Below are 15,271 nucleotides of genomic sequence, written 5' to 3' on the forward strand. Positions count from 1 at the left end.
CGTGGAAAGGATGAATATGGCTGAAAACCTTGTCACCGTGGGCATTCACGCACTCAGCGTGAGCGAGGTTGTCAACGTGGCGCGTCATGGCTGGAAAATTGAATTAGCGGAGGACAGCCTCAAGGTCATGTCTGAAACCAGGGCCCGAATTGATGAGCTAGCAGGCCACAATGACCCGGTCTACGGGGTTTCGACGGGTTTCGGAGCTTTAGCCAGAAAACATATCCCGGAAGAAAAGCGCACTCATCTGCAGTGCAGTCTAGTTCGAAGCCACGCAGCCGGATCGGGTCCGGAGGTCGAAACAGAGGTTATTCGGGCGTTAATGTTGCTGCGGCTCTCAACGTTGGCTACCGGACGAACCGGAGTGCGTGTTGAGGTAGCGGATAGTTATCTACGGTTGCTCAACGCCGGGCTCACCCCATGTGTCCATGAATACGGATCATTGGGATGCTCAGGGGATTTGGCACCATTGTCTCATTGCGCCTTGGCCCTCATGGGGGAGGGGAATGTTCGGAATCGCGAGGGGCATCTTCTTCCCGCGGCGGAGGCATTAGAACACGCCGGGATTTCCCCAGTTATTCTGCGGGAGAAAGAGGGGCTGGCGCTGATCAACGGGACCGACGGGATGTTAGGCCAACTCTGTTTAGCGCTGACTGACTTACAAGAGCTAGCAAAACTTGCCGATCTGGCTGCCGCCATGTCGGTTCAAGGTCTACGCGGAACCACTGGTGTTTTTGAACCTCACCTTCAGGCCTTACGTCCACAGCCAGGTCAAGCGCTATCCGCCGCAAATATCTTGGCGCTATGTCAAGAATCAGAGATCCTGGATTCTGCCTTTGAGGAATTTAAAGTTTCCCATGTTCAGGATGCATATTCTATCCGTTGTGCACCCCAAGTGGCGGGCGGATTCCGAGACACGTTAGCCCATGCGGAGAAGGTTGCAGACAATGAATTAGCAGCCGCTATAGATAATCCAGTGGTGACCCCGGAGGGCGATGTTCGTTCCAACGGGAATTTTCATGGCGCCCCCATCGCGTATGTCTTAGATTTCTTAGCCATTGTGGTTGCGGATTTAGCCAGCATTTCCGAACGACGTACTGACCGTTTCCTGGATCCGGCTCGAAATCGAGGGCTGCATCCTTTCTTAGCAGATGATCCCGGAGTGGACTCTGGGCACATGATTGCGCAGTACACCCAAGCAGCAATTGTTTCTGAACTTAAGCGTCTAGCGAACCCTGCGTCGGTTGACTCCATTCCCTCCTCAGCCATGCAAGAAGATCATGTCTCGATGGGGTGGTCTGCGGCGCGGAAGTTAAGGAAAGCGGTGGATGGATTACGACGGGTTTTGGCTATTGAAATTCTCACTGCTGCACGGGCTATTGATATGCGCGGGGAAAAACCGTCTGCGCCGGTGGCTGCGGTTATTTCTCGGCTGCGTCTAAGGGTGCCCGGGGTGGGGCCGGACCGTTTTCTCGCTCCGGAAATTGAAGAGACGGTGACTCTTTTGTCCAATGGTGAACTCCTGTCTGCTCTTGCTGATACCGGTATTACCTTGCGCTAGAGTCTCCTTCTTTCCAGCGCTCTATCCCGCCGCGGAAGCTGCTCAGCGCCGGGGCGAGCGTCGAATTCTCCGGCAGATGCCGGCGCAAAATCCGGATCGCCTCCTCGGAGCGGGCTCCGCTGCGGCAGTACAGCACCACAGGGGTGTCCGCAAGAGTGCGGATATATTCAGCGCATTGTTCGGGGTGGTCGTGGATTGTACTGAGCGGGAGGTTGATGGCTGAAGGGATATGTTCTTCGTGAAATTCTCCGGGTTCTCGGACATCAATGAGCTGCGCATCGGCGGGCAGCTGGTAGGTGATCGGAACCGAGGGGCCAATGGCTGGCCCGAACGTCACCAAACGTTCTGTGACCTGGGGGTTAGCTGTAAGCGGGAGGTATTCCCATTCTCCGGTGAGGGAGTCAAAATACCCGATTTTCCCGATGAGGCATTCTCCGCAGCCACTGAGGAATTTTAAAGTTTCCATTGCCATGGTTGCTCCGACAACTCCGACCACTGGCCCGAGAACACCGGCTTCAGCGCAGTTAGGGATAGTGCCGGGTGCGGGTGGGTGCGGGAAAAGGTCTTCGTAGACTGGGCCGTGTCCGGCATGGAATACCGAAAGCTGGGCGTGCCAGCCTAAAACAGCTGCCCAGACGTGGGGAATGTGTAGCTGCGCGCAGGTGGCTGAAATGATATGCCGGGTATCAAAATTATCGCTTCCATCGAGGACAATATCTGCGCCGTGGAGAACGGCGGGGGCTTCGGGCCAGGTGAGGCGCCCTCGAATGATATCGACGTCGGTGAAGGGGTTGAGCTCCTGGATCCGATCCCGCGCAGATTCTACTTTCGGCACTCCCACATTCGCGGTGGGGTGGATGATTTGGCGGTGCAAGTTAGATAGTTCTACGACATCATCATCGATGACGCTGATATGTCCGACGCCGGCCGCTGCCAGGTAGAGCAGAGCCGGGGACCCTAAACCTCCGGCCCCAACCACCGCCACCCGACTATCCTCTAATTTTTGTTGCATCTTCTCATCAAAGCCAGGCAGGTTGAGCTGTCGGACATAGCGTTCATATCGCTTCGTCATTGCAAACCTACCCATTCCGTGCTGCCGTCGACGAAGAGCTGTTCTTTCCAGATCGGGACTTCTGTTTTCACCCGGTCGCATATCTCAGCTAACGCTGCAAAGGCTTCGGTGCGATGCGGCGCAGCCACCACCACCAGAAACGCTAAATCACCAATCCGAAGATCACCCGTGCGGTGTGCCACCCAGGCTCGAACCGGCGGGTAGTGATGAAGCACCTCAGAAACAACGCGGGCTAGTTCTCTATCTGCAGAGGGGTGGGCGCTGTAGCTGAGTGCTTTCACGGCGTGCCCACCATCGTGGTTGCGAACCACCCCTTCGAAACAGACCACAGCTCCGGCTTCTGGTGTGGTGGTCTGGGTTTTAGCCTGAGCAATAAGCTGTTCTAGGGGTTGGGCGGAAATCTGAGAAGTAACCAACGTCCCTGCCTTGGTGTCGGTGGTGTCCTGGCCCCTATTAAGTAACTGGGTGAGGTGCGGCAATAGCGGGCGCAGCACCTCGCAACCGTCGCGCACCCCGCCGGTGGAGCCGGGAAGGGTCATGCAAAAAGTTCTTCCGCTAATGCCGGCCACGGCGCGTGATGCTACTGCTAAGGGGGTGTTTTCAAGCCCGCGGAGGAAAAATGCTTGCACTATGCCGGGCATGGGGCGTTGGATGTGGCGGCTTACCACTTCGACAGTCAGGTCATCAAGGGTGACCCCGGTTCCGCCGGAGGTTAAAAGCACATCCGGGAGTGCGCGTGGATTGCGGAAAAGTTCATCAATCACGTTGCTAATCTGGGAATCTTCCACAACGCGCGCCGGCGGGGTGTGGTAACCCAACTCATTAAGAAACTCTACGGCTATAGGGCCCGAACGGTCTTCATAGGTGCCGCGGGCTGCTCGGGTGGAGGCCACAATTACTAGGCCGGTGCGCATGTTCTTAGCTCCTTGAGTCACAATGGATAGATCCTAACCTGGTCTCCGCCATGAAGAGTTGCCCCCGCTGGAATTCTCACGAGAGAATCGGCGTGGGCGGCGGAAATAAGAAGGTGAGATCCCGGACCGCTAAGGATCTCCACTTCTGTTCCTGCTTTGGAGTGGTGTAGGTGGGCGCGTCGGAATTGTTCCTTTCCAACAATCCCAGTGATTTCAGGGGAACTAGTTATTAGACGTGCCCATTGGGGAGGCGGACAGTGCTGCGGGGATAGCGCCGGGGCTACGAACAGCCGGAAACTTACCAGCGTTGAGATGGGATTGCCGGGTAGAGAAATGACGGGTATCCCGTGGTACTCGGCAAGTCCTTGGGGGCCGCCAGGCTGCTGAGCTACATGACCGAACCAGGCTGAAGGACACTGCCCGAAAACTTGTTTAAACACCTCGTACTTTCCGTGGCTAATTCCACCGGAGGTGATAATGGCGTCAACCGTGGTGGTACTCAGTGCAGTGGCTAGGGCTTGATCACATTCCTCGGGTTGATCTCCGCTATGGATCCGGCCAGCTACCTCCATCCCAAAGCGTTGGGCTAAAGCGGCAAGCAAAGGCCCATTTGCGTCGGGGAGGCTTGCTGAGACATCGCCGCGCATATCGTGAGGTTCGACGCCTACCGGGTGGATTTCTTCTCCTGCGGTGCACAGCAATAGTCGTGGGCGTCGAACGACCTCGACTTCTGTGATGTCTTGGCTTGCTAAGGCCCCCACCATTACCGGGCTAATGACTGTTCCTGCCGGTGCGAGGATATCACCTTGCCGGCAGTCACTTCCTTGGAAACGGATGAACTGGTTGGCGGCGGTCGCTGGGATACGAATGTCAGGGGCATCGAACTGCGGCGGATGGCAGTGCTCTACGGGCACAATCGCAGCGGTTCCGGCAGGGACTTTCGCTCCCGTCATAATCGGAGCAACGCAGTCTTTTAACCCCTCCGGGTAGAGGGTGTGGGGATCAGTGCCGGCCGGAATGATCGGTCCGACTGGCCAGGTGCTTTCTTGGTTGAGGGCGGTGCGTGGAAGCGCGAAGCCGTCCATCTGGGAATTGTCAAAGCGCGGGGAATCTGTTGAGGCGTGAACATCGTAGGCGAGTACCTGGTTCATGGCTTGGTGGAGTGGCAACCGTTGGTGCGGAAGCTGAGGAATCCGCGTGCGGATAGCGTTCAGGTGCTCTTCGGGGGTGCGCATGTCACTACGGTACGGCATTGTGGAGGTATGGAGATTCATTATTTTGCGGCGGCCCGGGCTGCGCGGGGAAAAAGCATGGAGCAGCGGGATCGTGTTCCTGAAACGTTGGAGGAGTTATTAGCCGAGTTGCGTGCTGAAGCGCCCCAGGAGAACTCCTCTGAGGAGATGGGGTTAGCGGATGTGTTGGAGCAGTGCAGTTTTTTGCTTGATGGAGAAAAAGCCCAGCTCCATGCTGGGCTTGCCGGGGTAAAGCGGGTCGATATTTTGCCGCCCTTTGCCGGGGGTTAAGTGATTTTTTCCCAGGCCGCCAAGAAAAGATCTGTTTCTGCTCTGTTCGTGACGGTGATGCGAAGCCCCTCCGGGAAGGCGCGAACCAGAACCCCGTGTTCGGCTAGACGCTCGGCAAGCTCCGGGGCGGTTGCGGGATCATCGCAGGGTAGCCACACGTAGTTGGCTTGTGATCGCTGCACGCCTAAGGCGTCGGCTACTCGATCCCGCTGGATGACGGTTTCTTCGGTGCTGGCCATGACTCGGTCTGCGTAGTCGAGGCAGGTTAATGCTGCGGCTTGAGCAACCGCATTGACGCTGAAAGGCAAGCAGACTTTATTTAATGCGCTGATGATCTCTGGAGCACCAAAAGCATAGCCCACGCGAATACCGGCCAACCCCCACGCCTTAGAGAAGGTTCTTAACCCCACAACGTTGGGGTGGCGGGCGATTTCTTCGGTGGCCACTGGGGTGTCAGCGGCGCGATTATATTCGAAATAGGCCTCGTCAAGAGCTACTACGACGTCTTCTGGGACTTTATCCATAAACTCCGCAAATTGGGAGGTAGTGATGGTGGAGCCCGAAGGATTGTTGGGGTTGCAGACAAAAATGAGCCGGGTGCGGTCATTGATGGCGGCGATCATGGCGTCTAGGTCAAGACCGTTGTCTGCGGTGAGCGGCACCATGACCGGCTGAGCGCCGTGGACCTCTGCGAAAATGGGGTAGGCCTCAAAACTACGCCAGGGGAAGATGACTTCATCTCCGTCGTGGCAGGTGATTTGAACCAGCTCTTGGCAGATAGCTGATGATCCACACCCCACGGAGATTTGGTTACTTTCTAGACCTAAAAACTCCGCGATTTTTGCTCTGAGTTTATCCACCCCCATATCCGGATAACGGTTTGGATTGTCCAGCACCTCCATCACAGCTTCTTTTACCTCTGGAACGGGTGCTGTGGTGACCTCGTTGGAGGATAGTTTGATAGCTCCGGGGTAGTCTTTTCCGGGAACATATTCTGGCATGTCAGCGATTTCGGCACGGATCATGTTCGTCAGTCTATACCGCGCGCTTAAATCTTCATGCTCGACCTTTGTGCTCGGCGCGGGGAGAATAGTGTTGTGAATCCCACGCGGGGCGATGGAGGGCGACGCAGGCCGCCGTGGAGTGACGTGGGGGCGTGGTGCGACGTGGGGCGTCGCCTACCTGGCGGGTTTTCACCGTTCCAGCGCCTAAAACGAGGTAGGGGTTCAATCAGCGCGTAGGAGGGTCCTGGCGTGGAGCAGTTAGCGGAGGTCAATGTGGCCTATCCTTGCCTCCTGGTAGACAAAAGGAAAAGGAGCAGGGGGTTTGCGCCAGGGGGAGGGTGCGCACTACACTCTCAAGCGGTTATTCAAGTCAATAACCGTGGAGACGTGCCAGAGCGGCCGAATGGGGCTCACTGCTAATGAGTTGTCCTCTTGACGGGGGACCGGAGGTTCAAATCCTCTCGTCTCCGCTCTCAAAAGTCCGGTGCTTAAGCGCCGGACTTTTCCTATGTCTCCCCGTGTTCTATTTCCCTCGTCGTTGTTGCATTCCGGATGGCCCTCTTACGTGGAATCATTCTGAGCAATGGAAAACCGGAGAATCTGGGATTGACCTGCTGATTTTGCCAACTTCTCCTAGGGGTGTACTATCTATTCACGTTGCAGCGAGTAGCGTTAGCTATTTAAAGCACAGTGCGCCCGTGGCTCAACGGATAGAGCATCTGACTACGGATCAGAAGGTTGGGGGTTCGAATCCCTCCGGGCGCGCAGTACAATCCCAGGTAAACTACGTGTTTATCTGGGATTTTTCACATTTCTAGGCCTGGGGCATTGTTGTGAGATATGCAGGTAGTTAGCGCCCGGATGGAGTGTGGAGGGGCTGAGGGAACGCTGCATATCCAATAGGCTGTCTCCGTCGGTAATGTGGGTTAGCATTAGTGAAGGTTTACGTTGACAAGCAAAGGACTGAGCTGCATGTCTAATAGTGGAAAACGACCATTCGGTCAGGACATGGTCAAGCCCATCCAGGTTCCATTGAGTAAGTTGGATTTGGATCTGAAGAACGCTCGATTTCGATCGGATGCTCAAACACAAGAATCCGCCGTTGTGCTTATGCTTAATTCAACAGGTGAAAAATGCATGGAACTGCTTAAAGACCTTTGTCAGCAAGGAAATCTAAGCAGCTCGGATGTTCCTATAGTTGTCAAAGAAGACAATCGATATAGAGTCCTTGAGGGTAACCGGCGACTAATATGTCTGAAGCTCTGGAAGAATCCATCCCTCTTACAAAAAATTTCTCCTGAGCTGGCGGAAAAATATCAGAGGCGAATTGAGAAACTAGCAGATAGCTCTCGTTACGCTCCACCAGAGACGATGCAGGTGGTTGTTGCGGGCTCATTAGATGAGGCTAATGTATGGATTGACAAGAAGCATGGACTCGGTAAAGACGGATCTGCAACGGTTGAGTGGGGTGCATTTGAGAAGGATCGTCGTTCCGCGAGGCAAACTGGAAAAACTGGTCGTGCGCTCAGCTTTATTGAGTTCTTGACGGCGGAATTTGCTGATGACGATGACATCAGCAGGACGCTCGGTAACCTACTGAATAAGCAGTATTCGATTCTCAATCGTGTATTGGCTAACGAGGTTTTGCGAGATGAAATTGGAATTACGTACGATAACCTCTCGGGAGTTACCAGTTCAAAGCGTTCTTCGAAGACAATGCGACCATTGCTGCTAGCAATGTTGTTTGATTTTGCTGAGAAGCGGCAAACAGCGAAGACTCTGCATACTGCCGATCAAATTTCTAAGTACTTCCATGACTTGTACTTGAAGTACTTGGATGCAGATGCAGAAGAGGAGAAGCCTGGCGGTGGTCGACCTGGTGGAGATAGCTCTGGTGATCTGCAGTTCGGTCACGATAAATCTTCCAGAAACACTTCTGAGGTTGGTCGTACGGAAGACGGTGCTTTAAATGCTAAGCCCAATCAGAATGCTGATGAAAACAATGAAGGCCGGGCAAAGCAGAAAAACCAGAAATCAGCAAACAATATTTTCGCTGATCTTAATACTCTTAATACGGACGGTTTCACCCCGAAGATTCAACGCCTGATTCGCCAAACGGCGGATCTTTCAGTCTATCGGCAACCGGAGCTAATTGCTGTCTCGCTTCGTGTGATTCTGGATTTGACCTGCGCCCAATACCTTCAAGAATTTCATCCTTGCGTCGAACAGGTCAAGCGAGATCTCGATCAACGGATTATCGAGGTTCTGAAGCTCCTCGATCCGAAGTGTACACAGGGGGCGAAACAAGCGGAAAATACTTCTGAGTGGGCAAAACTTTTTACCTTCACTAAGGATACTAAAGACGCTCTTCGTCTGGTCCAGTACGCATTGCATGATATTAAACATGTGAACACCGCATCTGACACGATGATTATGGCTGAGCGTTACCAAGAAATGTTGGTAGCTATGAACGAAAAATTAAGGAAAAATAAGTCTTGATGAGGCATTTGTCGCCATTGCGCTACCCCGGAGGTAAAACGCGTCTTGCTCCGTTTCTTGAGCGGATTATTCGTGCGCAGGCTCCCGCTCCTACGCAGTATGCGGAGCCATTTGCTGGCGGTGCCGGCGCAGCATTGTACCTGCTTCATGACAGGGTAGTTGAGCACATTCATCTCAATGACCTTAACCCAGGTATTGCGGGCATGTGGCGAGCAATGCTGCATGAGACAGATGCATTCTTAGAGCTCATTGCGACAACACCAATTGATCTCTCGGAGTGGAAGCATCAGCGTGAGATATACCAAACTCCGATTGGCCGAGAGGATTTGGAACTCGGCTTTTCCACTTTCTACCTCAATAGAACCAATCGATCCGGAATCTTGAATGCTGGACCCATTGGAGGATTAGAGCAGCGCGGAAAATGGAAGATCGACGCCAGGTATAACCGGACCGGGTTGATCAATCGAGTGAAAACTGTCGCCGCAATGAAAGATAACATCTCGGTAACAGAGATGGATGGACTCGACTTTCTAGATTCCTTGAATCACCTTGGAGATGACCTCTTTGTGTATGCCGATCCGCCATATATCGTGCAAGGTGGAGGGCTTTACCTTCACGCTTTTGATGAGATCGCGCATCTTCGGCTCGCTGAGAAACTCGCCGAGATTGAAAGCCCTTGGCTACTTACTTATGACGACGATCCACGTATTACCGATGTACTGTACCGAGGCGGGCGATGCGCCACGTTCCCAATTGCGCACACCGCGCACAAACAGCATATCGGATCTGAGGCCGTGATCTTTTCGAAGAAGCTGGAGCTACCAGATATGGAGATCACAGCAGGCTGCATCGCTCGATGGTCTACATAGAGTTTTACCCAAGTTGATTCAGGAAGCCAGCTGATCAATCACTTTGAACCCCACCCGCTAGCGTTCCGCCCCTGACACCTCCTAGGCTCGTTCTTCCGCACCAGGCGTTCCGTTCCCTCCCGATCGAGTCCATCGCGCCGGGAAGGGGGTCTCGAGTCCTTCTTTTCCAGAGGCGTTCGTATACGTCGAGCATCGTGGTGGTGGACGGGCGTCCGGGCATGAGCTGCACACAGTTTTGGCGTCTGCTCCGGTGGTGATCTCGAGAGATGAAGCGGTATGTTGGAGATCGTAGATGTCGAGGTCCCCCCCCATCCCGGAATGGATCAGGGTGGTAGCCAAGATCTTCCGCGACCGGACGGTGGTCCGCACTTTGCCGTGTTCGTCGAAGATGAGTCATGCGTCATCGTCATGCGAATAGCCAGATGCCCGCGCACGACATCGAGGTCGCACATCTTCAGTCCCTTATCCTTGCCGGAGATGTAGACCGGACATAAATAAGACGCATAGAAGTAGGTGAGCGGTGTTAGTCAGTGGGGTTTTGAGAATCGCGTCAACCTCCCATATCTTGAGATACCGACGCTCCGCCTTGGCCTTCCACAGCACATTACTAGATTTTACTGGGTTCTTATTGATCGCACCGAACTCCTCCGTCATATTCAACAGGCTTTTGATATCATCTGCCCAGTCTTCGATACCTGCGACGAATCCAACGCTCGCAGGGGGCTAGCCCTCAGGCGCACCCTTTCTCGTCGCGAGCGTTGGCAACCACGCGGGCACACCGCCGGACGACTAATTCCCCACAGTGCATAGCGCTCCGTACCGGTTTTACGTGTATCTTTCACAGTGACTCATAGTCGCGCCGGGTCGCCACCGACGCCCACCGTGGGTTCGAGATCCGCTTTTGTGGACGTTTTGTTGGAGTTTAGGCTTGTCCAGAGGTCGCGAATGTGTGCCATGGGATTGTGCAAGGGGCGGGACATTACCCTCCACCTGGTCTTACTTGTCGGCTGTCAAGTGGAGGGTTTCTAATTTGTCGTACCGTTCCTAATTTGCTCTAGCTTTGCCTGTAATTCTGGTGTCCCAGCTGAAATGAGGCGTTGGATCATTCCTTCGTTTTTGAGGCGCTTTCGTTCACGTTGGACTCTCGTCTTTGCTCGATTTCCCAGAATCGGGTTGCATTGACGAGTTGTTGAGGAAGGCATTTTGAATTTTTAGTTTTAGCGTTCGACCAGATGATAGAGTTGGGAGTTGGCTTCGACACTTGGAAGACGTCACGACCTAGGTCCACTGCCCATGAGAATTCGGATTGTTCTGCAAAGTGGTGGTCGGTGAGTCTGCCTAGAAGTGCACATGTCCAGTCTGCCATTTGGACAGTGTTGTACAGGTGGCTTTCGGTCTGAAGTGGAATTTCGATGATGCTTCGGTTCTCTTTGTTGTTTCGCGAGTAGATTGTGGCGCCAAGTGTGGCGACGGCGCGTTCTCGGTTGTCGGTGTCTGTAGCATCCATAATGACCAGGAGCTGTTCGTCGTTGTCGGAGGCGAATGATCCGAGTCGATTGATAGCCTGGATGAGGCAGTGGTTTTCACGATCCTGGGAGGTTTTTTTCGTCAGACTTACGGGGCCGATGGGCTTTTGTTGATCATAGAAGAAAATAGGTCCATCGAGGTTTCCAAGTTTTCGGTAGATGCGTTGGAGCGCCGGCAATATCTCATCACTGTATTGATCAATGTTTGTGGTAGTCAGAAGCGCCGAGCCCTTCTTTTCCCATTGGTCAGACGGTTTTCCAGAGTGCTCGATTTCCCAAGCGAGTAGCTTTTCTTTGATGTATTTGACGTACCCGCCCATTCGTCTGACATTGTCGGCGGGTAACACGAACCCCGCGTAGCCAAAGCAGGGATGTGTGTTGTATTTGCGGTGGTCGTGTCGGATATAGGGACCTTGGTGTCCGAACTCATCGAGGTAGGCGATAAGCATATAGTTTCCTTTAAAAAGCTCAGCGGCCAGATCATAAGAAGTGTTCCAGCCGCCGGAATTAGCGCGGTACGTGTGTTTCAACGCCGCCACTGTGGTTATGAGTATAGGTGCGAGAGCTTGATTAGGTCAATCCCGGAACAGGGGTGAGGAGTGAATTAAGAGATTAGTGTCAAGCTGTGTACAAAATCTCCGGTGGCGACCAATCGGACTCGTGACAGAGCCACTCACACATCGTCTCCACGTGAACCTCAACCACAGACATGACATCTCCCCCAGCTAAACACTTTCCTCACTCGGAGGCATCCGCCTGTGAACAGCGCGAAAGCTACTGAGTTTCAGATTCTGGGGCATCAGTAACTACGGCACGCTTCGCGGCGCGCTGGGCATGGCTGCCAAGGTTGTTGACAAGCAAATAGGGGGAGGAAACCATGGACGTGAGGTTTGTTGAACGCAGAATTCACGGTGAACGGCGGAGAAGCTTTTCTAAACATCCGATATCCAGTCTGATCTAGGTGCTGGAAAAGATATCTCTTGAAGATCTCGAGAGCTTGCAGGAGATGCAATTCAATGTTCCTCATACGATTGTCGAGGCTCCACGAACCGTAGCTCCGGACGCCATTTTGAAACCACTCGGGCACATCGAACTGGGCTGTCCACCAAATATTTACACCATCGTTGGCATCCAGTTCGGTTCCGGGAACCGGGTATATGGTTGCGATTTCCAGTTCCTCGTTGTCCCGGAGGAGAGCGTTGCATTGGTGGCATACGCGAGTGCTTGTGGTATCGATGACGGCAGAGTCCGACTCGAGTTGGATCTTGATAATGCACCAAACGAGAGCATGTCGATGGCGACGCCGATCGATTCGAGCGAGTTCGTGAATCCACCACAAAGCGCTGCCAGCGTAGCGGCCAGTTGCGTGGTAGGGCTGTAAGCGTTCGATCTTCGTGCGCGTCCGCTCCGTCAGGCCTTTTAGTAGGAAATCAGCTCGCCATCATCTAAGCTCAGCAAAGGAAAGACCAGGTGGTGCAACACCAGACGGACTAATCAAACCGTCCTCGATCCTAAGGCTCGTTTGAGCACATTTGCCGCCCCAACACTTGAAGCTCCTTTTCGTGAAAGGGCAAGATTTGGTCAGCAGTGACACAAAGATCTCCCGCTGCAACTGCTTTTGAAGCACACTTGTTGGAAGTGGACGGGATGTTCTGGCTGAATATGGAAGGAAGGGGTAGCGAAAAGGCCTGAATTAGGACCGTTCCAATCCGGCTGCGGATCAGAAGGTTGGGGGTTCGAATCCTTCCGGGCATGCCACCTTCACCGGAACTCTCCAGGGTGCCGGTTTTCATGTATTTCTTCACTTTGTATCTCCTCCTGATAGGTACCGAATGGTCTCAAGGGGCACCTCACACACAAATTACTTGTGTAATACATCTAGTAATTGCTCCCATTAGAGAGAGTAATGTGATAACCATTCCTTAAACCAATAAGCATTAAGCAATATGTGATCTTGATTATTATGTCCAAAATCATACTTTACCGATTTACTATAAGGGCTTAGGAAAGTATTACGATCAATTTTTGGAATGAATATTTCCTTTCATCCGCCCATTGATCTTTAAGGAGCGTCATGCTTCAAACATTCGCCTTTATAGCGCAGCTAGTTTTAGTCCTAGTATGCCTTTTGATCGGCACCCGTAAAGGCGGTATAGGGCTAGGACTCATCTCTGGAATCGGACTAGTAATTCTGGTTTTCGGTTTCCATCTAAAGCCAGGTGAACCCCCCGTCCAGGTCATGCTTACCATCCTGGCAGTCATTGGATGCGCATCCACTCTGCAACAAGCAGGTGGCTTAGACGTCATGATGAGTTACGCCGAACGATTACTTCGTTCCAAACCTCATAGGGTCACTCTTCTAGCGCCCTTATGCACCTGGTTTCTCACGGTCTTATGCGGCACAGGCCACGTCGTTTACACCATGTTCCCAATCATCGCGGATATTGCGCTACAAAAGAATATCCGCCCAGAACGACCAATGGCGGTTTCCTCTGTTGCCGCTCAGATGGGGATTGTCGCTTCTCCGGTGTCCGTAGCCACCGTTACCCTGGCCGCACTGCTCAGTTCCCACGCCGCTGAAACCGGTGATCCGGCTTTCTCCATCGTGCAAATCCTCATGATCTCTATTCCGGCTTCGCTCTGCGGAGTTATCGTCGCAGCGCTGTGGTCCCTGAAACGCGGAAAAGACTTAGATAAAGACCCCGAGTTTCAAAAGAAAATAGCGGATCCAGAGCAAAAGGCGTATATCTACGGCGGCGGTTCTACGTTATTAAATCAAGAATTTCCTAAAACCGCGTATTATTCGGTGTATTTATTCTTCGCCGGGGTAGCAACAGTGGTCATTCTCGGTGCTTTCCCAGGGCTTCGCCCCTCTTTCTTAAGTGATAAAGGTGAACTCGCACGGTTATCTATGAACCTTGTTATCCAGATGGTCATGCTCGTAGTCGGCGCCCTCATCATGTTCATCTCTCGGGTTGACATGGCAAAAGTCCCTAGCACCGCGGTTTTCAAAGCTGGAACCACAGCAGTGTTTTCTGTTTTCGGCGTCGCCTGGATGACGGAAACCTTCTTCGGTGACCACCTCGATCAGCTCACCCACGGTCTGACATCAGTGGTCCAAACCGCCCCCTGGGCTTTCGCCATCGCGCTTTTCTTGGTCTCTAAGCTGGTCAATTCCCAGGCAGCGGCCCTTACCGCCCTCGCTCCGGTCGGCTTAGCTATTGGGCTTAGCCCAGTCGCCCTCATCGGTTTCTTCGGCGCATCCTACGGCTACTTCGTCCTCCCCACCTACCCCTCCGATCTCGCCTGTATCAACTTTGACCGCTCAGGCACCACCCGGATAGGTAAATACGTGATTAACCACTCCTTCATTATTCCGGGTCTAATCGGGGTATTCATCAGCTGCGTAGTAGGAACCTTCCTCGCTCACCTCATTCTGGCTTAGATGTTATCCGTCCGGCCCCGCTGATCTTTCCAGGGGGGCGGCTTAATTTTTATGCCCGACGGTCAGCTCTGTAACCATGACCCGGAGCACTTTCCTGGAAACCGGTGGCTATCAGGCTACATAGAAGAAGCTGAGCCGGAGCATCGCAAGGACAGTGCATATCTATCCTCTTTGTGGACAACCCTGAATCCTTCGGGGCTACCGAGCTCAAGTGGCTGGAACACACTTTTATCAACCTGGCCAAGAAATCCGGTTTCACCAAGTTGGTTAACGCGCCGACTCCATTCGAGGGTGTTATCGAGTCTGCATTGCTCAACGACTTCAAATCTACGGTCGCAGATGCCCGACTGATGATGGCCACCATGCGCTATCCGGTCCTAGAACCCGCCCTTCCCACTGTCCCTAAGCAGACACCGACACCGGGGGAAGAGCTAGAGCAGGGCACCGAACCTAAACGCGGAGCAACCAGCCAAGAGCTCTTCATACACCTAGGTGGAATATCCAAACCAGCGGGGAGGTTTGCTAAACCTCGCACCCAGCATCTAAGCCGCTCCCGGGTCCGGCACTGTCGCACGCTGTTGCGCTTACTGTCGCATGGAATGCGCACCCGCAGGTCATCGCAGGCAAACGTGCAGGCGGTAAAACCACCCCGAGGCGACCCCAAGGTAGACGGAGGAATCCCGAACACGCGCTGTAGGTCTGCTAGGTTCGACCTCGTCGACCTGCGGATTAAAGAAGCGAGGAAGTGATGATAATCGACCTGCTGAAATGTTGTGCCGAGAGCAGCACTTTCCTCGGCTCGGAGCGTTACTTTCTTTGGAGGGCATGGCGCTAGAGAACGAGAGTCGTCGTGAGGAG

General features: G+C 53.5%; 14 protein-coding genes and 2 tRNA genes. 10 read left to right on the forward strand and 6 right to left on the reverse strand.

All coding sequences use genetic code 11. The features are described 5' to 3' along the window. Positions 1-10: 10 nt before the first annotated feature. Positions 11-1,561, forward strand: coding sequence for a histidine ammonia-lyase (hutH, locus tag GP475_RS00985; RefSeq protein ID WP_394367397.1), 1,551 nt, complete (start codon positions 11-13; stop codon positions 1,559-1,561). Here hutH and GP475_RS00990 read toward each other — a convergent pair. The 3 genes from GP475_RS00990 to GP475_RS01000 are packed head-to-tail and all read right to left on the reverse strand — an operon-like array spanning position 1,548 to position 4,782. Continuing rightward, on the reverse strand, positions 1,548-2,633 hold the full coding sequence (locus tag GP475_RS00990; protein WP_187974822.1) for a ThiF family adenylyltransferase: 1,086 nt from the start codon (positions 2,631-2,633) through the stop codon (positions 1,548-1,550). The genes hutH and GP475_RS00990 overlap by 14 nt on opposite strands. Next, positions 2,630-3,568, reverse strand: a complete 939-nt coding sequence (locus tag GP475_RS00995) for a molybdenum cofactor biosynthesis protein MoaE (RefSeq protein ID WP_262485211.1) — start codon at positions 3,566-3,568, stop codon at positions 2,630-2,632. The genes GP475_RS00990 and GP475_RS00995 overlap by 4 nt, the downstream gene beginning before the upstream one ends. Then, complete coding sequence (locus tag GP475_RS01000; protein ID WP_187974823.1) at positions 3,565-4,782, reverse strand: molybdopterin molybdotransferase MoeA; 1,218 nt, start codon at positions 4,780-4,782, stop codon at positions 3,565-3,567. The genes GP475_RS00995 and GP475_RS01000 overlap by 4 nt, the downstream gene beginning before the upstream one ends. Positions 4,783-4,809: 27 nt before the next feature. Between GP475_RS01000 and GP475_RS01005 the strand changes: the two genes are divergently transcribed. Further along, positions 4,810-5,070 (forward strand): MoaD/ThiS family protein, encoded by a 261-nt coding sequence (locus tag GP475_RS01005; RefSeq protein WP_187974824.1) that lies wholly within the window; start codon positions 4,810-4,812, stop codon positions 5,068-5,070. Here GP475_RS01005 and hisC read toward each other — a convergent pair. Together hisC and GP475_RS01015 are read right to left on the reverse strand one after the other, a co-directional pair. Next, a complete protein-coding gene (gene hisC / locus GP475_RS01010) occupies positions 5,067-6,095 on the reverse strand; it encodes a histidinol-phosphate transaminase (RefSeq protein ID WP_187974825.1) in 1,029 nt (342 codons plus the stop codon). The genes GP475_RS01005 and hisC overlap by 4 nt on opposite strands. 31 nt (positions 6,096-6,126) lie before the next feature. After that, entirely contained in the window at positions 6,127-6,267 is a 141-nt protein-coding gene (locus GP475_RS01015; protein WP_187974826.1) for a hypothetical protein, read from the reverse strand. Between the two features lie 188 nt (positions 6,268-6,455). On the opposite strand from GP475_RS01015, the gene GP475_RS01020 reads away from it, so the two are divergent. The 5 genes from GP475_RS01020 (at position 6,456) to GP475_RS01040 (ending at position 10,252) form a co-directional block, all read left to right on the forward strand. Beyond that, a tRNA-Ser gene (locus GP475_RS01020) sits at positions 6,456-6,544 on the forward strand. A 222-nt stretch (positions 6,545-6,766) separates the two neighbouring features. Continuing rightward, positions 6,767-6,839, forward strand: a tRNA-Arg gene (locus GP475_RS01025). A gap of 207 nt (positions 6,840-7,046) precedes the next feature. Continuing rightward, positions 7,047-8,573 carry a hypothetical protein gene (locus GP475_RS01030; protein ID WP_187974827.1) on the forward strand — a complete coding sequence of 509 codons (1,527 nt, stop codon included), beginning with the start codon at positions 7,047-7,049 and terminating at the stop codon, positions 8,571-8,573. Further along, complete coding sequence (locus tag GP475_RS01035) at positions 8,573-9,442, forward strand: DNA adenine methylase (protein WP_187974828.1); 870 nt, start codon at positions 8,573-8,575, stop codon at positions 9,440-9,442. The genes GP475_RS01030 and GP475_RS01035 overlap by 1 nt, the downstream gene beginning before the upstream one ends. Before the next feature lie 513 nt (positions 9,443-9,955). After that, positions 9,956-10,252, forward strand: a complete 297-nt coding sequence (locus GP475_RS01040; protein ID WP_187974829.1) for a hypothetical protein — start codon at positions 9,956-9,958, stop codon at positions 10,250-10,252. 292 nt (positions 10,253-10,544) lie between these two features. Here GP475_RS01040 and GP475_RS01045 read toward each other — a convergent pair whose 3' ends face one another. After that, positions 10,545-11,507, reverse strand: a complete 963-nt coding sequence (locus GP475_RS01045) for a DUF3800 domain-containing protein (RefSeq protein WP_224400203.1) — start codon at positions 11,505-11,507, stop codon at positions 10,545-10,547. Positions 11,508-11,929: 422 nt separating this feature from the next. Between GP475_RS01045 and GP475_RS01050 the strand changes: the two genes are divergently transcribed. The 3 genes from GP475_RS01050 (at position 11,930) to GP475_RS01060 (ending at position 15,162) form a co-directional block, all read left to right on the forward strand. Then, a complete protein-coding gene (locus tag GP475_RS01050) occupies positions 11,930-12,349 on the forward strand; it encodes a hypothetical protein (RefSeq protein WP_187974830.1) in 420 nt (139 codons plus the stop codon). Between the two features lie 693 nt (positions 12,350-13,042). Continuing rightward, a complete protein-coding gene (locus tag GP475_RS01055) occupies positions 13,043-14,413 on the forward strand; it encodes an anaerobic C4-dicarboxylate transporter (RefSeq protein ID WP_187974831.1) in 1,371 nt (456 codons plus the stop codon). A 173-nt stretch (positions 14,414-14,586) separates the two neighbouring features. After that, the gene (locus tag GP475_RS01060) at positions 14,587-15,162 is read left to right on the forward strand and encodes a GIY-YIG nuclease family protein (protein WP_187974832.1); all 576 of its coding nucleotides are present in this window, start codon (positions 14,587-14,589) and stop codon (positions 15,160-15,162) included. Positions 15,163-15,271: the final 109 nt, after the last annotated feature.

The organism is Corynebacterium poyangense, assembly GCF_014522205.1.
Taxonomy (GTDB): Bacteria; Actinomycetota; Actinomycetes; order Mycobacteriales; family Mycobacteriaceae; genus Corynebacterium; species Corynebacterium poyangense.